At 62.5% G+C, this 19,054-nt stretch carries 16 protein-coding genes; 14 read left to right on the forward strand and 2 right to left on the reverse strand.

Annotation, left to right across the window (positions count from 1 at the left end; genetic code table 11):
- The first annotated feature begins 288 nt into the window (after positions 1-288).
- Genes WH91_RS22025 through ftsA form a run of 6 tightly spaced genes read left to right on the forward strand, consistent with a single transcriptional unit; the run spans position 289 to position 7,195 of the window.
- A complete protein-coding gene (locus tag WH91_RS22025; protein WP_046173198.1) occupies positions 289-1,458 on the forward strand; it encodes an FtsW/RodA/SpoVE family cell cycle protein in 1,170 nt (389 codons plus the stop codon).
- Entirely contained in the window at positions 1,455-2,567 is a 1,113-nt protein-coding gene (gene murG / locus WH91_RS22030) for an undecaprenyldiphospho-muramoylpentapeptide beta-N-acetylglucosaminyltransferase (protein ID WP_046173162.1), read from the forward strand. Before WH91_RS22025 ends, murG begins: the two co-directional genes overlap by 4 nt.
- A complete protein-coding gene (gene murC, locus WH91_RS22035) occupies positions 2,564-3,982 on the forward strand; it encodes a UDP-N-acetylmuramate--L-alanine ligase (RefSeq protein ID WP_046173163.1) in 1,419 nt (472 codons plus the stop codon). Before murG ends, murC begins: the two co-directional genes overlap by 4 nt.
- Entirely contained in the window at positions 3,982-4,905 is a 924-nt protein-coding gene (locus WH91_RS22040) for a D-alanine--D-alanine ligase (protein WP_143078165.1), read from the forward strand. The genes murC and WH91_RS22040 overlap by 1 nt, the downstream gene beginning before the upstream one ends.
- Positions 4,893-5,885 (forward strand): cell division protein FtsQ/DivIB, encoded by a 993-nt coding sequence (locus WH91_RS22045; protein ID WP_143078157.1) that lies wholly within the window; start codon positions 4,893-4,895, stop codon positions 5,883-5,885. The genes WH91_RS22040 and WH91_RS22045 overlap by 13 nt, the downstream gene beginning before the upstream one ends.
- A gap of 11 nt (positions 5,886-5,896) precedes the next feature.
- Entirely contained in the window at positions 5,897-7,195 is a 1,299-nt protein-coding gene (gene ftsA, locus WH91_RS22050; RefSeq protein WP_046173200.1) for a cell division protein FtsA, read from the forward strand.
- Here ftsA and WH91_RS22055 read toward each other — a convergent pair.
- Entirely contained in the window at positions 7,192-7,767 is a 576-nt protein-coding gene (locus tag WH91_RS22055; protein ID WP_342028111.1) for a DMT family transporter, read from the reverse strand. The two genes, ftsA and WH91_RS22055, sit on opposite strands and share 4 nt — an antisense overlap.
- A gap of 159 nt (positions 7,768-7,926) precedes the next feature.
- Positions 7,927-8,400, reverse strand: a complete 474-nt coding sequence (locus WH91_RS22060; protein WP_046173165.1) for a VOC family protein — start codon at positions 8,398-8,400, stop codon at positions 7,927-7,929.
- Between the two features lie 213 nt (positions 8,401-8,613).
- On the opposite strand from WH91_RS22060, the gene ftsZ reads away from it, so the two are divergent.
- The 8 genes from ftsZ to WH91_RS22100 all read left to right on the forward strand — a co-directional run bounded on the left by ftsZ (position 8,614) and on the right by WH91_RS22100 (position 18,991).
- A complete protein-coding gene (ftsZ, locus tag WH91_RS22065) occupies positions 8,614-10,296 on the forward strand; it encodes a cell division protein FtsZ (RefSeq protein WP_046173166.1) in 1,683 nt (560 codons plus the stop codon).
- 110 nt (positions 10,297-10,406) lie between these two features.
- Positions 10,407-11,369 carry a UDP-3-O-acyl-N-acetylglucosamine deacetylase gene (lpxC, locus tag WH91_RS22070; protein WP_046173167.1) on the forward strand — a complete coding sequence of 321 codons (963 nt, stop codon included), beginning with the start codon at positions 10,407-10,409 and terminating at the stop codon, positions 11,367-11,369.
- 83 nt (positions 11,370-11,452) lie between these two features.
- Complete coding sequence (locus WH91_RS22075; protein ID WP_052953057.1) at positions 11,453-12,289, forward strand: outer membrane protein assembly factor BamD; 837 nt, start codon at positions 11,453-11,455, stop codon at positions 12,287-12,289.
- Between the two features lie 174 nt (positions 12,290-12,463).
- Entirely contained in the window at positions 12,464-14,134 is a 1,671-nt protein-coding gene (gene recN, locus WH91_RS22080; protein WP_046173168.1) for a DNA repair protein RecN, read from the forward strand.
- Between the two features lie 22 nt (positions 14,135-14,156).
- Entirely contained in the window at positions 14,157-16,364 is a 2,208-nt protein-coding gene (gene ligA, locus WH91_RS22085; RefSeq protein WP_046173202.1) for an NAD-dependent DNA ligase LigA, read from the forward strand.
- An 81-nt stretch (positions 16,365-16,445) separates the two neighbouring features.
- On the forward strand, positions 16,446-17,732 hold the full coding sequence (locus tag WH91_RS22090) for a hypothetical protein (protein WP_046173169.1): 1,287 nt from the start codon (positions 16,446-16,448) through the stop codon (positions 17,730-17,732).
- A gap of 23 nt (positions 17,733-17,755) precedes the next feature.
- Positions 17,756-18,223 carry a DUF3828 domain-containing protein gene (locus WH91_RS22940; RefSeq protein ID WP_052953058.1) on the forward strand — a complete coding sequence of 156 codons (468 nt, stop codon included), beginning with the start codon at positions 17,756-17,758 and terminating at the stop codon, positions 18,221-18,223.
- A 276-nt stretch (positions 18,224-18,499) separates the two neighbouring features.
- Positions 18,500-18,991, forward strand: a complete 492-nt coding sequence (locus WH91_RS22100; RefSeq protein WP_046173170.1) for a hypothetical protein — start codon at positions 18,500-18,502, stop codon at positions 18,989-18,991.
- The last annotated feature ends 63 nt before the right edge of the window (positions 18,992-19,054 follow it).

Genomic DNA, 19,054 nt, shown 5'->3' on the forward strand with positions numbered 1-19,054 from the left:
CCCTCAATCCCTCCCCATTCAGGGGAGGGCGGCGCCAGAACACTGATCACGGCTTTTCCTAATCCCTCCCCCCTGTGGGGAGGTGGCCCCGAAGGGGTCGGGTGGGGTAGGTTTACGCACGGTGTAAACTGTCCCCTTGCGGGATGGCCAGATGCCGCTTGGTGCGCGGGCTAGCATCAATGATTTCGATACAGACTCGCAAAACGCAACTGTGGTTGGCAAATCGGTAACCAACGGGCTGCTACAATTGCAGACAGTTTGTACCGAGTATCCGGCTGTTCCCCCATGATGTTCTCCCGTGCCGAAAAAACGCCTCTGGCGGAGTGGTGGTGGTCGATTGACCGGGAACTGCTCGGCGCACTGATCCTCCTGATGACCTGCGGGATGGTGCTGAGCTTTGCGGCCAGCCCTCCAGTGGCCGAGCGTATCGGCCTGTCGCCATGGTTTTTCGTCATTCGCCATGCGCTGTTCTGCCTGGCGGCATTGCCGGTGATGCTGGTGACGTCGCTGCTCAATCACCGGCAGGCGCGTCTTGCGACACTGGTCACGCTGGTGGTGAGCCTGCTGCTGCTCTGGGCTACGCTGCGGTTCGGCACCGAGGTCAAGGGCGCGCGGCGCTGGATTTCCTTCGCGGGGCAATCGGTGCAGCCCTCGGAATTCGTCAAACCGGGCTTTGCCGTGCTGGGCGCGTGGCTGTTTTCGGAATCGATGATCCACAAAAACGTGCCGGGCAAAATCCTGGCAACGCTGCTGCTCGGCGCCATCGTCGGCGCGTTGTTGCTGCAGCCCGATATCGGCCAAACGGCGCTGGTGATCGGCACCTATGCGGCGCTGCTGTTCCTGTCGGGTATCTCGTGGTTCCTGATTTTTGGGCTCGGCGCTGCGGGCGTCGGCCTGCTGTTTGGCGCCTACATGTTTTTCCCGCACGTATCGCGTCGTATCGATACATTCCTCAACCCGGAAGGTGGCGGCAATACCTACCAGATCGACCGCGCCCTCCAGTCGCTGCTCGAAGGCGGCTGGTTCGGTCGCGGCCCGGGTGAATCCATCGCCAAGAAGCTGATCCCCGACGCCCATGCTGACTATGTGTTTTCGGCAGCGGCCGGCGAGTTCGGCATCCTGTTCTGCATGGTGCTGGTGACGCTGATCGCCTTCATCGTCATTCGCGCCATGATGGGAGCGCAAAGGCAGAGCAGCCTGTTTGCGCGTCTGGCCGCCTCGACGCTGGCCATCCAGTTCGCCATGCAGTCGGGGATCAATCTGGCCGTGAACCTCAACCTCATTCCCCCCAAGGGCATGACGCTGCCATTCGTGTCCTATGGCGGCACGTCGATGATCGCCATCGCCTTCGGCATGGGCCTGATGCTGGCCTTTACCCGAACCAAGCCCGAAGAGCGCATGGCAACTGGTATCCCGAGCTATCGCAGCGCGGTCGCGCCGCTGGCGCCCGCCGAATGAAGACTTTCATGTTGATGGCAGGCGGCACGGGCGGACATCTGTTCCCGGCCATGGCGCTGGCGCAGGAACTGGTCCGTCGGGGCCACCGCGTCGAGTTGATGACCGATCATCGGGTAGAAAGCTATGGCAGCGACTTCCCGGCGGCGCAGATTCATATCGTGCCTTCGGCCACGCCGTCCTTGCGCAATCCGATCAAGTTCGTGACCGCCGGCTTCACGATCCTGCGCGGCATTGCGGTGGCCTTTGGCATGCTGCGCGCCAACCGCCCGGACTGCGTCATCGGCTTTGGCGGCTACCCGACGTTCCCGCCCTTCATGGCGGCGAACCTGCTGGGCATTCCCGGTATCCTGCATGAGCAGAATGCCGTGATGGGGCGCGCCAACCGCGCCCTGGGCCGGTTTGCGGACATACTGGCCCTGAGCTTTGGCGACACCAAGTTCGCGGACAGGCTGGGCCTCGAAAAGGTCATCACCGGCAATCCGGTGCGCGATCGGGTACGGGCCGTTGCGAGCACACCCTATCCGGAACTGACCGAAATTGGTCCGATCCGCTTCGTCATCTTCGGCGGCAGCCAGGGTGCCAAGGCACTGTCCGATGTGGTGCCCGCTGCCATCGGCAACCTGCCCGAAGCGCTGCGCCATCGTGTGCAGATCGTGCAGCAATGCCGGGCCGACGATCTAGACCGTGTCACCGAGAGCTACAGGCAGGCCAAGGTCAATGTCGAGCTGGCCACCTTTTTTAGCGACCTGCCGGAGCGCATTTCGCGTAGCCATCTGGTCATTGGCCGCTCCGGCGCCTCAACCATTGCGGAGCTGACGGTCCTTGGGCGGCCGGCAATCCTCGTGCCGCTGCCCGGTGCGCTCGATGCCGACCAGAAGAACAATGCGCTGGTGATGGAAAATGCCGGGGCGGGCTGGGTCGCCGAACAGGCCACGCTGTCGCCGCAATCGCTAGGCACTCGCCTCACGACCCTGTTATCAGACCCATCAACCCTCATCAAAGCTGCTGCCGCCGCCCGCTCGCTGGGCCAGCCGCGCGCCGTCGAGAAGCTGGCCGATATCGCCGAAATGCTCTCCGGCAGGAACCTCGAAGTGGATACTCGTTCATGAAAATGCCGCGCGATATTGGCCCCGTCCACTTCATCGGCATCGGCGGCATCGGCATGAGCGGTATTGCCGAAATCCTGCACAACCAGGGCTATACGGTGCAAGGCTCCGACGCCGCGCTTAATCCCAACGTGCAGCGCTTGCTCGACATGGGCATCAAGGTAGCGATCGGCCAAAGCGGCGATAATCTCGGCCAGGCCGAAGTGGTGGTGGTGTCCTCGGCCATCAGACGGGACAATCCCGAGCTGGTCGCGGCCCGCGCCAGGGCGTTGCCGATCGTGCGCCGCGCCGAAATGCTGGCCGAGATCATGCGCTTCAAGACCGCCATCGCGATTGGCGGCACGCATGGCAAGACGACGACGACGACACTGGTGGCGACCCTGCTCGATGCCGGCAATCTCGATCCGACCGTGATCAATGGCGGCATCATCAATGCCTATGGCACCAACGCGCGGCTGGGCGCCGGCGAGTGGATGGTGGTCGAGGCCGACGAAAGCGACGGCACCTTCACCAAGCTGCCGGCCGACGTTGCCATCGTCACTAATATCGATCCGGAGCATCTCGACCACTATGGCGACTTCGAGGGGGTCAAGAAGGCGTTCCGCCAGTTCGTCGAGAACGTGCCTTTCTATGGCTTTGCCGTAATGTGCCTCGATCATCCAGAGGTGCAGGCGCTGGTCGGCCAGATCAAGGACCGCCGCGTCATCACCTACGGCCAGAACCCGCAGGCCGACGTGCGGCTGGTGGACCTCGAAACCATCGATGGCGTCAGCCATTTTGCGGTCGAGATCCGCGACCGTATCCGCCAGACCCAGCTGCGTATCGATGGGCTCGAACTGCCGATGCCCGGCGTGCACAATGCGCTCAATGCGACTGCCGCCATCGCCGTGGCCGACCAGTTGCATGTGCCGGCCGAAGCCATCCGCAAGGGGCTCAAGGGCTTTACCGGCGTCAAGCGCCGCTTCACCAAGACCGGCGTGGTTGGCGGCATCACGGTGATCGACGACTACGGCCATCACCCGGTGGAAATTGCTGCGGTGCTCAAGGCCGCGCGCTCCTCGACCAAGAACGACGTCATCGCCGTGGTGCAGCCGCATCGCTATAGCCGACTCAACGATCTGTTCGACGATTTCGCTGCCTGCTTCAACGACGCGGATACCGTTATCGTCGCGCCGGTCTATGCGGCGGGCGAACAGCCGATCCCCGGCGTCACCCACGAAGAGCTGGTCAACCGCATCCGCGCCCGCGGCCATCGCGACGCCCGCGTCATCGACCGCCCCGAAGCTCTGGCGCCACTGATCGCCAGCCGCGCCGCCGATGGCGACTATGTCGTGTGCCTTGGCGCCGGCAACATCACCCAATGGGCCGCAGCACTGCCGGCAGAGCTCGGCGCGCTGATTGGCAAGGAGCCGGAATAATCATGACCAAGCACGTCGCCGTCCTGATGGGGGGGCTGTCCAATGAGCGCCCGGTGTCGCTGAGTTCCGGCGCTGGTTGCGCCGAGGCGTTGCGCAATGCCGGCTATCGGGTGACCGAAGTCGATGTCGGCTATGACATTGCGGAGCGGCTGCGCGAGTTGGCGCCCGACGTCGCCTTCAATGCGCTGCATGGGCGCTTTGGCGAAGACGGCACGATCCAGGGCGTGCTGGAATTCCTGCGCATTCCCTATACCCATTCTGGTGTATTGGCCTCGGCGCTGGCGATGGACAAGCACCAGGCCAAGATCATGCTCAAGGCGGCCGGTGTGCCGGTGACTGACCACGTGATCGCCAGCCGCGCCGAGGTCGGTCGGTCGCACGTGATGGCCACGCCGTATGTGGTCAAGCCGGTGGCCGACGGATCGAGCTTTGGCATCATGATCGTCAAGTCGGACCAGTCGCACCCGCCGCAGGAAATCCTCGGCGAGGACTGGAGGGGCGGCGAAGAACTGATGGTCGAGCGCTACATTCCGGGCCGCGAGCTGACTTGCGCCGTGATGGGCGACGTGGCCCTGGCAGTGACCGAAATCGTCACCGACCTGGCATTTTACAATTACGAGGCGAAATACTCCGCTGGCGGATCACAACATGTAATCCCGGCTCAAATTTCACCGAAAATTTACGACAAAGTCCAAAAGATGAGCCTGAAGGCGCATGCCGCGCTTGGTTGCCGCGGCATCACTCGAACTGACTTCCGCTTCAACGACGCGGCGGGAGAAGATGGTGAGCTTGTCTGTCTGGAAATCAACACCCAGCCGGGCATGACCCCCACCTCCTTGGCGCCTGAACAGGCGCTGCACGCAGGGCACTCCTTCGAAGAACTGGTCGCCTGGATGGTGGAGGACGCGAGTTGCAACAGGTAAAAAGCGAGACTTTTCTCGCTGGCGCAAGGATCGTCGATCCTCGCGCATTGCCTGTTCCTGTCCGCTCCCCACGGCGCAAGCTGCGCAATAACCTTGGCCGCGCCTGGGTATTGCACCGCAGAGGCATGCTGCGCAGCGCGGTCGCTGCGGCACTTCTGGTGACCGCCGCCGTCATCTATCAGGTTCGCGAGCCCATCGCTTTTGGAGCCACTGTGCTGGCTGAAGTAGCGCAGGGCCGCTTTGTCGATGCCGGTTTTGCCATCGGCGAGATTTCCATCACCGGCCAGACGCTGACCAGCGAACAGTCGGTATTCGACGCGCTGGGCATCGAGCCGCATACCTCCACCGTTTCCTTCGACGCCGAAGCCGCACGCCAGCGAATTGCGGAACTACCAGCAGTCGAGACGGTCAGCGTCCGCAAGACCTATCCGGGCGACGTTATCGTCGAGATCACCGAGAAAACCCCGGTTGCCCGGTGGCGTGTCGATGGCATCACCTTCGTGGTGGATGGCGCCGGCGAGCAGATCGGCGAAGATCGCGGCGCCTATGGCGAGCTGCCGCTGGTGGTTGGCGACGGCGCAAATGACGATGCCATGGTGATGATCCGGGCGCTCGACCAGCATCCCTTGCTGCAGGATGGGTTGATGGCCCTGTCGCGTATCGCCGATCGTCGCTGGGACCTGATCTATGATACCGGCCTGCGCATCCAGCTGCCCGAACTCGGCGTGGCTCGCGCTCTGCGCAATCTCGAGGCCTATCAGGCGGAGTATGAACTGCTCGACCGCGATCTCACGGTGATCGACCTGCGCGTTGCCAGCCTCGTCGCCGTCCGCCCGACCAAGACCGAAGAAGAACTGGCAGCAGCCGAGGAGGCCCGCAAGGCGACCATCATCGAGCGCGCCAAGTCGGGCCAGCCCTATCCCATGCCGCCGCGCAACCTTCCCTCCCAAACTTTTTCCGAACCGATGCTCCCGCAATGATGACCGATGCCATGACCTCCCGGCTCCGCCCCGTCCAGCCCGGCAAGACCACGCTGGTAGCGGTGCTTGATATCGGTTCGACCAAGATTTGCTGCGTCATCGCCCGTCTCACCCCGCGGGCCGAGGGCAGGGCGCTCAGGAGCCGTTCGCATCAGGCCGAGGTGATCGGCTTTGGCTACGGCCCGTCCGCGGGCGTCAAGAGCGGCGTCGTTACCGATATCGAAAAGGCTGAGCATGCCATCCGTTCGGTCGTCGGCATGGCCGAGCGCGCTGCCGGGCTGACGCTGGAATCCGTCATCGTCAATGTCACCGCGGGCCGGCTTGGCTCGGAGACCTTCTCGGCGGCGGTGTCGCTCGACGGTCAGGAAGTCGAAAAGGCCGACCTGCATCGCGTGCTGCGCGCCGTCAACGAGCGTAGCGTACGACCAGAGCGTTCGATCATACACGCGCTGCCGATCGGTTACGCGATCGATGGGCAGAAGGGCATTCGTGACCCCAAGGGCATGGTCGGCGACAAGCTTGGCGTCGATGTCGCCGTGGTCAGCTCGGAAACCCTCGCCATGCGCAATCTGGAGCTGGTGCTGCATCGCTGTCACCTGCAGATCGAGGCGTTGATCGCCACGCCCTATGCTTCAGGCCTTGCGACCCTTGTCGATGACGAAGCCCAGCTTGGCGTGGCCTGTATCGACTTTGGTGGCGCGACCACCACCGTCTCGGTGTTCAACGACGGCCACCTGGTCTACGCCGATGCCATCGCCATCGGCGGCCATCACCTGACCCTCGATATCGCCCGCCAGCTCTCGGTCAGCGTCGCCGACGCCGAGCGACTCAAGACCTTCTACGGCTCAGTGCTACCCGGCCAGGCCGACGAGCGTGACCTCATCGCCATCCAGCCGGTCGGTGCATCGCATGACGAAGCCCCAGGGCAGGTGGCCCGTTCGGTGCTGACCCGCATCATGCGGCCGCGCATCGAAGAAATCCTCACCGCCATCCGCGACCGCATGCAGGCAACCGGTATGATGGATGTGTGCTGCCGCCGCTTTGTACTGACTGGTGGCGCCAGCGAAATGACCGGCCTGCCCGAAGTTGCGCGCCGCACACTGGCCCGCAACGTCCGCACCGGCCGCCCGATGGGCATTGCAGGCCTGCCCGAAATGGCCAAAGGCGCCGCCTTCGCCACCGTTGCCGGCATGCTGATCTATCCGCAGGTGTGTTCTCAGGAATATCAGGAGCCCCGCGGTTCCCGCAAGTTGACCGGCACGGACGGCTATTTCCACCGCGTCGGCAATTGGCTCAAGACCAGCTTCTAGGCCAGGGTGTCGGCCGGGATGGCGGGTGTCGGCGCCGTGCGTTCCAGCACGCCCCATTTGCGGGAGCGAAAAGCCAGCACCATATTGTTGGTACCGGCGACCAGTCCCTTTATCATGGCGATTTGCACCGGGTTGGCCGACGACAGCTTGCGCGACAGGTTGTTGTCGATGCCCCAGCACAGGCAGGCGCCGGCAATCAGCAGGCCGCCCGCGGTAAGCGACAGGCCCGTGCCGGTCGAGGACAGCACGGCCGCGCCGAGCACTATGGCAACGGCGCCCAGCAGCAGCCGGCGATCGACATTCTCGCGGAACACCAGCCAGGCGACCGCCATGGTGGCAATACCCTCTAGGTTGAGCAGCAGCGACCCGCTAGACGCAGTGGTTAGCGACAGGCCGAACATCAGCAACAGCGGCTCCAGCAAGCTACCGAACAGGATGACTCCGGCCAGCCGGGGCAGGTCGCCGCGCCGCAACCTGGCTTCGCTTTCACCAGCCGGATCGCGCTGCGCGCCAGATGGACGATGGCAAGCCCCGGGCCCGCGCCTAGATAGCGGATACCCGCCAGCAGCCATGGATCGACCGAGCCGATAGCGCCTTCGCCAAGGCGCGGACAGTCCGAACCGCGCCGCCGAGGCAAGCGCAAGCGGCACGCCCGGAAACAGGGATTGGGATGATCATAAGCCACATCCCATTGTAGCCTGCCACTTTTTTCTGGCTAGCAGGCAGTGATCTTACCCACCCGCATAGGCGCTTTCCAGGTCGGCTACGATCAGCTTGCCCATTTTCAGCATAGCCTGAGTGGCGCGCTGGGAACCAGCTTTGTCGTCTCCCATAACGGTGCTGTAGATTTGCTTGGGCACGACTTGCCATGACAGGCCGAACCGGTCCGCGCACCAGCCGCACATGCTGGCCTTGCCGCCATTGTCGACGAAGCCGTTCCAGAAGTGGTCGACCTCGGCCTGGTCGGCGCATTCGATCATGAAGCTGACGGCCCAGGAAAAGGGAAACTTGCTCGGCTCACCGCCGCTGCCGTTGAGCAGGAAGAATTTCTGGCCTGCCAGTTCGATGACGGCGGTGAATGCGGCTCCGTTGGGATCCTGGCGGTTCAGCTGTATCACCCTCGCGTCCTTGAAGGTCTCGGCGTAAAATTTGACGGCATCGTCGATGCGGTCGTCAAACCACAGGCAGGGCATAATGCTGGTCATAGTCGTTTTTCCTCGTTGGGTCGGCGCTCAAGCGACGAACGGGTCAGGCTCACTTCGACATGAAAAGCGACTTTCTTGGTTTATGAAAGCTGAACAGGTAACCGCCGAGCGTCGCAAATTGCGATCACGTTAACACCGGCGAGACAATTGTTAGGAGCCGGTTAACGTTTGGCAGGGTAAATCTTTACCAACAACGCCACTGCGAGGCCACTCATGACCATCAACCTCACCATCCCCGATATTCAGGAACTGAAGCCACGCATCACCGTCTTCGGTTGCGGCGGCGCTGGCGGTAACGCCGTCAACAACATGATCGAGTCCGGGCTGGATGGGGTCGACTTCGTCGTCGCCAACACCGACGCGCAGGCACTGGCGCTGTCCAAGGCCCAGCGTATCATCCAGCTTGGCGTCAATGTAACCGAAGGCCTCGGCGCCGGTTCGCACCCTGAAGTGGGCCGCGCGGCTGCCGAAGAGAGCTGGGACGAGATCAATGATCATCTGTCCGGCTCGCATATGGTGTTCATCACCGCCGGCATGGGCGGCGGCACCGGCACCGGCGCAGCACCAGTTATCGCCCGCGCAGCCCGCGAACAGGGCATCCTGACCGTCGGCGTAGTCACCAAGCCCTTCAACTTCGAAGGCAATCGCCGCGCCCGCCTGGCTGAAGATGGCATCGATGAGCTGCATCGCCATGTCGATACGCTGATCGTCATTCCGAACCAGAACCTGTTCCGCGTTGCCAACGAGAAGACCACCTTTGCCGACGCATTCGCGATGGCCGACCAGGTGCTGTTCTCCGGCGTCGCCTGCATCACCGACCTGATGGTCAAGGAAGGCCTGATCAACCTCGACTTTGCCGACGTGCGCGCCGTGATGCGCGGCATGGGCAAGGCAATGATGGGTACCGGCGAAGCATCGGGCGAAGATCGTGCCCGCCACGCTGCGGAGGCTGCCATTGCCAACCCGCTGCTTGACGATGTGTCGATGCACGGTGCGCGCGGCCTGCTGATCTCGATCACCGGCGGCCCGGACCTGACCCTTTATGAAGTCGACGAGGCGGCAAGCCGTATTCGTGAAGAAGTCGATCCCGATTGCAACATCATCCTCGGCGCCACCTACGATCCGACCCTTAGCGGCACGATCCGGGTCTCCGTCGTGGCCACTGGCACCGACGCAACCATGGTGCAGGCGCTTGAGCCGGCAAAGCCGCATGCTTCGCGCACGCCGCTGGAAGTGCGCCGCCACGTGCCGGTCGAGCCGACCCGCGCCCAGATCGAACGTGCTGCTGTCGCGACTGCCGCGCCGGTGCCGCAGATGATCGAGCATGATGTCGAAGCCGCCATGGTCCAGGCATTCAATATGGCAACGCATGCTTCGTCGCAGCCGCAGGCCTATGATGCCCGCGAAGACGATGGCGTGTTCGTCGAGCCTTACATTCCGGCTGCCGAAAGCATGCACGAGACCGAAGACTCCCCTGCCATGGATGATTCGCCGGTTCCAAGCGTCTATGTGCCGTCCCACGCCGCTCGCCCCGAGGGTCAGCGCCGCATGCCGCGCACGGAAGAGCTTCCAGTTGTTGCGAGGCGGTCACAGGGGCCGCAGGAACGGCATGAGGCCGAGCCGCGCAATGCGCGTGCGCTGTTCAAAAAACTGGCGTCCAATGTTGGCCTCAACCTGGGCCAGCAGGCGCCTGCCGCCAAGGATGAAACCGCCTATTCGGTAGCCGACGACGCAGCTGCTCGAAGTGCAATTGAGGCAGGCGGCGCAAGGGGTTCCCGCGTTGCTCCGGCCGTCGACGGTGCGCGTGGCAATCTTGATGCCCACGGTCGCCAGCCGACCCCGGCACCACAGAAAGATAGTCTCGAAATACCGGCTTTCCTGCGCAAGCACGGTTAATATCTTAAGTGTAATTTCGAAGAAGATTGCTCGGTGCGACTTTCGCACCGAGTTTTTTTTGGCTAACACCATCCAGGACGTGTTGGGCTTGTGGTCGGAGTCATTCGAGTATGTATAAACTGTCCACGCGTCAGCGTACCCTTGCGGCTGCGATCAATTTCGCCGGCTATGGTGTTCACAGCGGCCAGCCGGTGACGCTGACCATCAGTCCCGGCGCTCCCGATAGCGGCTTGACCATCTGTCGCGTGCGCGGCGATGGCACCATTACCGGCCCCGTCCCGGTGCATTTTTCCCGCGTTACGCGCACCACGCTTTGCACCACGCTCGACCTTGGCGACAGCTTCAGCGTCGCGACCATCGAACATGTCACCTCGGCCCTCAGCGGCATGGGCGTCGACAACGCGCTGATCACGCTCGATGGCGGCGAATGCCCGATTCTTGACGGCAGCGCGCGGCCCTTCGCCGACGCCATACTGGCCGTCGGCCTCGACATCCAGCCGGCGCAGCGCAAGTTCCTCAAGGTGCTGCGAGCCGTTACCGTGCGCAACAATGACGCTTTCGCGGCCCTCGAGCCCTACAATGGTAGAGCGCTCGATCTCGAGATCGACTTCGACAGCAAGGTCATCGGCCGCCAGCGCATGATCTTTGACTGGACGCCGCGCCGCTACTACGAAGATGTGTCCCGTGCGCGCACCTTCGGCTTCGTGCGCGATGCCAAGATTCTCCGCCAGGCCGGCTATGCCCTGGGCTCCAGCCTCGACAATTCCATCACGGTGCACGAAGACCGCATTCTCAATCCGGGCGGCCTTCGCTACGAGGACGAATTCGTGCGCCATAAATTGCTCGACGCGATCGGCGATCTATCGCTGGGCGGGCTGCCGATTTGGGGGCGTTTCCGCTCCTACAAGGGCGGCCACGCGCTCAACGCCCATGTGCTGACCGGTCTCTTTTCCAGTGAAGCCAACTATGAGATAGTTGGCGCCGAAGACCTGCCGCTCGAATACGAGGCTTTCGAAGACCAGCCCAAGGGGCTAGAGGTCAATCATTTCCTGCGGTCCGTGCGCCGGTCCTGATCTGGATGGCGTCGCGCCACAGTTTTGATCAATTTACTAACTACGCCGCCTGCAGGCAGTTTCGTATAAGGACGGGGCACTTCGTGACAGTTGACGCTATTGGTGCTTTCACCGGCCGGGCATCCCGGTTCCTTGCCGTTGCCCTGATGGCAGCCATTCTCGCCGGCTGCAGCATGTTTGGTGCGCCCAAGGTCAAGGACGAGCCGATAATTCCGGCTGCCGCTCTGTATCAGCGGGCGCTGGACGACATGGATCGCCAGTATTTCGCGACGGCCATCAAGTCGCTCGAACAGCTGGACCGGCAGCATCCGGGCGACCCGATGGTCGAGAAATCCAAGTTGATGCAGGTCTATGCCAGCTATCGCAGCGGCAAGTTGCCGGAGGCGATCCTCGCCGCCGACCGTTTCATGGCGCTCTATCCTAATGGCCAGGACGCCGCTTACGTTCTCTATCTCAAGGGCAATGCCTACTTTGCCCAGATCAAGGACATTACGCGCGACCAGCAGCTTTCGGCTGACGCCATCGAAACCTACAGCCTGGTGATTTCGACCTATCCCAAGTCCGAATATGCAACCGACGCCAAGGAAAAGCTGCTGGTGGCCTATGACCAGCTCGCCGGCAAGGAAATGTCGGTTGGCCGCTACTATCTCGGCCAGGGCCAGTATACCGCCGCCATCAATCGCTTCCGCGTCGTCGTGGAAACCTGGCAGACCTCGACCCAGATCGAAGAAGCCCTCTATCGCCTGACCGAAGCCTATCTGCTGCTTGGCCTGACCAATGAAGCCAGCACCGCCGCTGCCGTTCTGGGACACAACTACCCGTCCAGCAGCTGGTATAAGGAAGCCTTCGAACTATTGGGCAAGCAGGGGCTGGCCCCAACCGTCAACAGCGGCAGCTGGATGGCCGGCCTGAAGAAGTAAGGACTTCCAACTAATATGTTGCTAGTTTGTTCCGGGGCGCTACAATGCGTCCCGGTTCGTTTGTACGACCAGTCCTGTGCGTAATGGCGAATCCCGCTTTCGCGGAAATCACTCGGCAATGGTAAGACACGTGCAGTATCCGCGCCTTGCGGCACGAAGTTTGGGAATACGCGCATGCTGAACGCGCTTTCGGTTCGCAACATTGTCCTGATCGACCAGCTCGATCTGGCGCTCGACGGCGGTATGACCGTGCTGACTGGCGAGACCGGCGCCGGCAAATCCATCCTGCTTGACGCGCTGACACTGGCGCTTGGGGGCAGGGGCGATGCATCCCTCGTTCGCAGCGGGCAGGAGAGCGGGCAGGTGGTCGCCGTGCTGCAGCTGGCCAAGGATCACCCGGCCCGCGCTGCCTTGCGTGACAATGCCATTCCAGACGATGAAGACGTCATCTTGCGCCGCGTGCAGTTTGCCGATGGCCGCACCCGCGCGTTTATCAACGACCAGCCTGTCTCGGCGGCGCTGCTGCAAAAAGTCGGCAGCCAGATTGTCGAAATCCATGGCCAGCACGATGACCGCGCGCTGGTTGATGTCGCCACACACCGCTCGGCACTCGATGCCTTTGGTGAGCTGGAAAAGCAGGTCGAGAAGGTCCGCGACGCCTGGCAGGAGCTGAGCGACGCGCAGGACGCGGTCGTGGCGCAGAAGGGGCTGGTCGCGCAGGCTCTCGCCGCCGAGGACTATGCCCGGCACACCGTCGAGGAACTGTCCAAGCTCAAACCGGTGGTCGGCGAGGAGGCCGAACTCGCCGAACGCCGCCAGCACCTGCAACAGGTCGAGCGCTCGGCTTCAGACGTCACCGAAATCGACGACATGCTCAATGGACCCTCGGCGCCGGCGCCGGCCTTGGCCAGCCTGATGCGCCGCCTGATGCGCAAGATCGACGGCGGCTCGACACTGTTCCAGCCCATCGTCGATACGCTCGACGCATCGCTCGTCTCGCTGGACCGCACCAGTGACGCGCTCGAAGAGCTGAAGCGCGAAATGGCATATGATCCGTCCGAGCTGGAAAGCGTCGAGGAACGGCTGTTTGCCATGCGCGCCGCCGCCCGCAAGCACCAGACATCATGTGATGGCTTGGTCGAGGTTTTAGCGAAATACAGCGCCGATCTGGATACGCTGCAAGGCGGGGAGACGCGTCTGGTAGCGCTGGTTGCCGCCGAGGCAAAGGCCTCAGAGACTTATCGCAAGCTGGCCGAGGCGCTGAGCGCGGGCCGCGCCAAGGCCGCAGGCGCGCTGAGCAAAGCCGTCGGCGCGGAACTGCCCGACCTCAAGCTGGGCGCGGCCAAGTTCATCGTCGATCACCAGGTCGACAGGTCCCGCATTGCCGCCTCCGGCTTCGACCAGATCCAGTTCCACGTGCAGACCAATCCTGGCACCACGCCCGGTCCATTGCTCAAAGTCGCCTCCGGCGGCGAGCTCAGCCGGTTTCTGCTAGCACTCAAGGTGGTATTGGCCGACCGAGGCTCGGCGCCCGTGCTGATCTTTGACGAAATCGACACCGGCGTCGGTGGTGCCGTCGCCGATGCCATCGGCAGGCGCCTGGCGAGGCTCGCGGGCAAGGTCCAGGTGCTCGCAGTCACCCACGCGCCCCAGGTCGCCGCCCGCGCCCAGCGCCACCTGCTCATCGAAAAGCAGGCCGTCAAGGAAGGCGCCTTCATGCGCACCCACGTTAAGCCGCTCGACGTCGCCGCCCGCCAGGAAGAGGTGGCGCGCATGCTGGCCGGGGCCAAGGTAACGGATGAGGCGAGGGCCGCGGCGAGCAAGTTGCTCAGCGAAGTGGGGTAGGCTGGAGTATCCCATGACCGACCTGTTCAAAAAACCCGTCGATGACCTGACTCCGGATGAAGCTGAAGGCGAACTCGCACGTCTCGCGACAGCCATTGCCGCAGCCGATATCGCCTATCACCAGAACGACGCGCCTAAACTCACCGACGCGGACTATGACGCGATGCGTCGCCGCAACGACGCCATTGAGGAGGCCTTCCCGGCGCTGGTGCGGCCTGACAGTCCCAACAATGCCGTTGGCGCGCCGCCTGCCGAAGGCTTTGCCAAGATCCGCCACGCAGTGCCGATGCTCAGCCTCGCCAAGGCCTATACCGACGAAGACGTGGTCGACTTCCTCCAACGTGGCAAACGCTTCTTCGAGCGCGACAAGGACCTCGAGATCGCCTTCACCGCCGAGCCCAAGATCGATGGCCTGTCCGCCTCGCTGCTATATGAAAATGGCGTCTTCGTGCGCGGTGCGACACGGGGCGATGGCACGGTTGGTGAGGACATCACAGCAAATTTGCGGACCATCGCCGATATTCCGCACAAGCTGAGCGGCAATGGCTGGCCTGCCAGCATCGAGGTTCGCGGCGAGGTCTACATGACCTATGCGGAATTCCAGGCGCTGAAGGCACGCTCGACCGCTGCCGGCGGGCAGGATTACGTCAATCCGCGCAACACCGCCGCCGGCTCGCTGCGCCAGAAGGATGCCGCGGTCACCGCCAGCCGCAACCTCAAGTTCTTTGCTTATGCCTGGGGCACTACGAGCGAAGACCCGGCACCGACGCAATTCGAGGCGGTGCAAAAATTCGCCGATTGGGGATTCAAGGTCAGTCCACTGATGGTGCGCGCCAAATCGGTCGAAGAACTAATCGCGCAATACCGGTTGATCGAGGAGCAGCGCTCCTCGCTCGGCTATGACATCGATGGCGTGGTCTACAAGGTCGACCAGCTCGAGCTGCAGCGTCGCTGGGGCTTCGTCAGCAGTGAACCGCGCTGGGCCGTGGCGCACAAATTTCCCGCCGAGCAGGCGACCACAGTCGTCAAGAAGATCGACATCCAGGTCGGCCGCACCGGCACGCTGGCGCCCGTCGCCAGGCTGGAACCCGTCACCGTTGGTGGTGTCGTGGTCGAAAACGTCACGCTGCACAACGAGGACTATATCTCCGGAATCGACAGCAACGGCCTGCCGATCCGCGGCGACGAGCCGATCGATATCCGCATCGGCGACACGGTGGTGATCCAGAGGGCAGGGGATGTCATCCCGCAGATCGTTCGCGTGGTGCTGGAAAAGCGACCTGCCCATGCTGTGCCGTATCAATTCCCGCATGAATGCCCGCGCTGCGGCTCTCCCGCCACGCGTGAGATCAACGAGAAGACCGGCAAGGAAGATTCTCGCCGCCGCTGCACTGGCGAGTTGATCTGCCCGGCCCAGGCCGTCGAAGGCTTGCGCCATTTCGTATCGCGCGGCGCGCTGGATATCGAGGGGCTCGGCGCCGAGAATATCGACCTGTTCTTCAATGCTGGGCTGATCAAGACCGCCGCCGACATCTTTACCCTCAAGGATCGCCGCCCCGCCGTCACCAAAGCGCTGGCCGAGCGCCGCGAGGTGCAGGCCAAGGTGCGCGAGGCCGCCTCGGGCAAGGCGCGGAAAAACGTTCGCGGCGTCGAGGACCGCAACTACGAGGGCCTCGACAAGCTGTTCACCGCGATTGATGCGCGCCGCGAGCCCGAACTCGACCGCTTCATCTTTGCTCTCGGCATCCGCCACATCGGCGAAACCACTGCGGCCACGCTGGCCCGCACTTTCTCGACTATGGAAGAGCTGATCCGCGTCGGCAAGGAAACCGCCGCGGCCGAAGACCCCAAGACCGTGTTCCCGTCAGTCGACGGCATTGGCGGCACGGTGATCGAGGCGCTGGTCGATTTCTTCGGCAATGAGCGCAATGACGACGTGCTGGATCGCCTACTGGAGCAGGTTCGTCCCAAGCCCTATCTCGTCAATGTTTCGGCCGACAGCGTCGTAGCGGGAAAAACCGTGGTGTTCACCGGCTCGCTCGAAAAAATGTCACGATCCGAGGCCAAGGCTATGGCGGAGCGGCTGGGGGCCAAGGTGGCTGGTTCGGTTTCGGCGAAAACTGATATCCTGATCGCCGGGCCGGGCGCTGGCTCCAAGCTCAAATCGGCCGAGGCGCTGGGCGTCGAGGTGATTACCGAGGATCAGTGGTTTGAGCGTGTCGGGAAATAGCGTGTCTTGAGGGAAAGTGGACGCAGGATTTGCGTCCGAAACGCGTCAGAGCATAGACTGATCCAGTCCGGGGAGGACAGAATGCGTCAATGGCCGATAGCGACTGCAATCCTTTTGGCCATGGCGCTGCCGGCCGCTGCAAGCGAAGCTGGGGACATGCTTGCCCAGCGCCTCTATGACGGCACGCTCGCCGAGGGCTATGACGATACGATCAGGCTGTGCGATGAATACAACTCCGATGCCTGCTTCGCGGCCGGACTGAGCGAGTTTCTGGGTGGGATCGAGGCACTGTCGCGGGCCATGTATCGCCATGGCGCGACGACCCCGAGCACGCCAGTAGCGGCGCTGTTGCTGGGCATGGACATGATGGGCGAAACCGGTGTGCCCGGCAATTCCAGTCCGGAACCGCTCAGCTACGCGCAGCTGCGGACTATTCTGGGTGACTTTGTTTTCGCGCTCGATACGGCGCGTGCCCACTTCGAGATGGCCGATATCGGCACCGGCTATGTCATCACCATCGACCCGCTCAAGGTACGCGTCGACCTTGACGGGGATGGCACGGCCGAGGCAGTCGAGACGCTGGGTGCACTGCTTGGATCGGTCAATGCATTCGGTGGCATGGCAGCGCCCGACGCTTCACAGGCAGGTGGCAAGGACAAGACGCCGGACAGCGAACCGACCGACACCACCATAGGGTTTGATAATGCCGATGCGATCTGGTTTGCCGGTTACACCCAGGTCGTCGCCGCGCCGATCGATCTGCTGCTGGCGCATGATTTCTCGGACTTCTTCAGCACCTTTCTGCATCGGGTATTTCCCAAGGCGGGGCTGCCGATGCAGGAATATTCGACGGGCGGCACGCTGTTCATGGACGCCGACAGCGACTCCTATATCGCCGACCTCATCGCAGCCATTCACACCGTAGATTTCCCTGTCATCGACGCAGCGCGCCTCGCCGGGGTGCGCGATCGCCTCAAATCCATCACCGCATTGTCGCGGCAGAACTGGAAATCCATCCTGGCCGAGACCGACGATAACCGCGAACTGGTGCCATCGCCCAGACAGACCTCGATAGTGCCCGACATGGCGGTGACCGAGAAAACCGTCGCCGCATGGATGACGACGCTCGATACGTTCGACCAGATACTCGACGGAAAATTGCTGGTGCCTCATTGGCGCTTCGATCAAGGTTTCGATCTTAAGGCCTATTTCGAAACCGCCAGTGAAACCGACCTCGTCCTGCTGATCTCCGGTTCAGCCGCGCTGCCCTACATAAAGCCCGGCCCCATCGCCGACGCCCAAAGCTTCGCCGAAGCCAATGAGGCATTCGGTGCCGACTGGCTCAACTATGCCTTCTGGTTCAACTGATCCGTCCTTTCGTGGAGACTTCCATGCGCCTTGCTCCCCTTGCCGCCGGCCTGTTCCTGGCCTTCGCCGGCTCGGCTTTTGCCCAGTCCTTTACCGAGCCCGCCGACCTGCTCGAAGCCTTCTACAAACCCTATTTCGACGGCAGTTTTCCTGACGACGAGAGCCAGTTTCGCTCGACCGAACTGCAGGCGCTGTATGACAATGATGCCGAAACCACGCCGGAAGGGGAAATGGGCGCCCTCAGCTTCGACCCCTATGTCGATGGGCAGGATTTTGAAATCACCGATTTTGAAATCGGCGCAGCCGGCATCGCAGGCGACTATTCCTCCGCCGACGTCACCTTCAAGAATTTCGGTGAGTCCCGCAGCCTGATGTTCGAAATGGTCCGCGAAGACGGCGGCTGGAAGATCGACGACGTGGTGTCGAACAACCCGGACAATCCCTATCGGCTGAGCGAGATATTCGCCGAGGCTGCCGGGGAAGTGGAATAGCAGAGTAGCAGAGTAGGAAGAATACCCCCACCTAACCTCCCCCTGAAAAGGGGGAGGAATCTATCCAGCTTTTGGCACCATCTTTGTCAATCACCGGCGGAATTCCTCGCCCTATCAGGGGGAGGCGAGGAGGGGGTACCGCAACAAAGACTCTTCTCGGCTACACCCCAACCTTTCCAACTCTTCATCTGCCCGCCGCAAATCCGACACTGGCCAACCACGATCGCGCCGCGAGCCATCGCTAGCCATGAGCCAACGTGATCCGAGGGCAACACGATGCGATTGAGTCTGGCGATAACTGCGCTGGCACTGCTGTCTCCTGCCGTACAGGCGGCCGAGAGCTATGACGATCCCAAGGCGCTGGTGAGCGCCATCTACGACAACTACCAGCTCGGCCGTACCGTTGCCGATCCGTCGGTGTATTACTCGACGCGGTTGAAGGCGATTTTTGACCAGGCGATCGAGAACGACGTGTTCGCCAGCGATGCAGCCATGAGCGGCTCCGAGTTCACGGTGGACGCGGTGTTCAACCCGTTCCTGCCCGACCTCAATGCTTTGCTATTCGACGTCGTTATCAGCGAGCCCGCCTTGGTGGCCGATAGAGCCATCGTAACGGTAAACTACCACAACTTCGACCAGCCCCGCCTGCTCAGCATCGCGATGATCAAGCAGGACGACGGCTGGAAGGTCGATGATGTCAGCTCGATGGGCAATGAGGACCACTGGCTGCTGAGCTGGGCGCTGACGTATGACCCGCTGGGATTTTAAGCGGCCAAGGGGAGATTATTCTAGAGGGTATCCCCACCTCGCCTCCCCCCGATAGGGGGAGGA

The sequence above is a fragment of the Devosia psychrophila genome (genome assembly GCF_000971275.1).
GTDB classification, from domain to species: domain Bacteria; phylum Pseudomonadota; class Alphaproteobacteria; order Rhizobiales; family Devosiaceae; genus Devosia; species Devosia psychrophila.

Coding starts and splice junctions, on each gene's coding strand:
- WH91_RS22025 (WP_046173198.1), top strand. CDS start 289: ATGTTCTCCCGTGCCGAAAAAACGCCTCTGGCGGAGTGGTGGTGGTCG.
- murG (WP_046173162.1), top strand. CDS start 1,455: ATGAAGACTTTCATGTTGATGGCAGGCGGCACGGGCGGACATCTGTTC.
- murC (WP_046173163.1), top strand. CDS start 2,564: ATGAAAATGCCGCGCGATATTGGCCCCGTCCACTTCATCGGCATCGGC.
- ftsA (WP_046173200.1), top strand. CDS start 5,897: ATGACCTCCCGGCTCCGCCCCGTCCAGCCCGGCAAGACCACGCTGGTA.
- WH91_RS22055 (WP_342028111.1), bottom strand. CDS start 7,767: ATGGCTGCTGGCGGGTATCCGCTATCTAGGCGCGGGCCCGGGGCTTGC.
- WH91_RS22060 (WP_046173165.1), bottom strand. CDS start 8,400: ATGACCAGCATTATGCCCTGCCTGTGGTTTGACGACCGCATCGACGAT.
- ftsZ (WP_046173166.1), top strand. CDS start 8,614: ATGACCATCAACCTCACCATCCCCGATATTCAGGAACTGAAGCCACGC.
- lpxC (WP_046173167.1), top strand. CDS start 10,407: ATGTATAAACTGTCCACGCGTCAGCGTACCCTTGCGGCTGCGATCAAT.
- recN (WP_046173168.1), top strand. CDS start 12,464: ATGCTGAACGCGCTTTCGGTTCGCAACATTGTCCTGATCGACCAGCTC.
- WH91_RS22090 (WP_046173169.1), top strand. CDS start 16,446: ATGCGTCAATGGCCGATAGCGACTGCAATCCTTTTGGCCATGGCGCTG.
- WH91_RS22940 (WP_052953058.1), top strand. CDS start 17,756: ATGCGCCTTGCTCCCCTTGCCGCCGGCCTGTTCCTGGCCTTCGCCGGC.
- WH91_RS22100 (WP_046173170.1), top strand. CDS start 18,500: ATGCGATTGAGTCTGGCGATAACTGCGCTGGCACTGCTGTCTCCTGCC.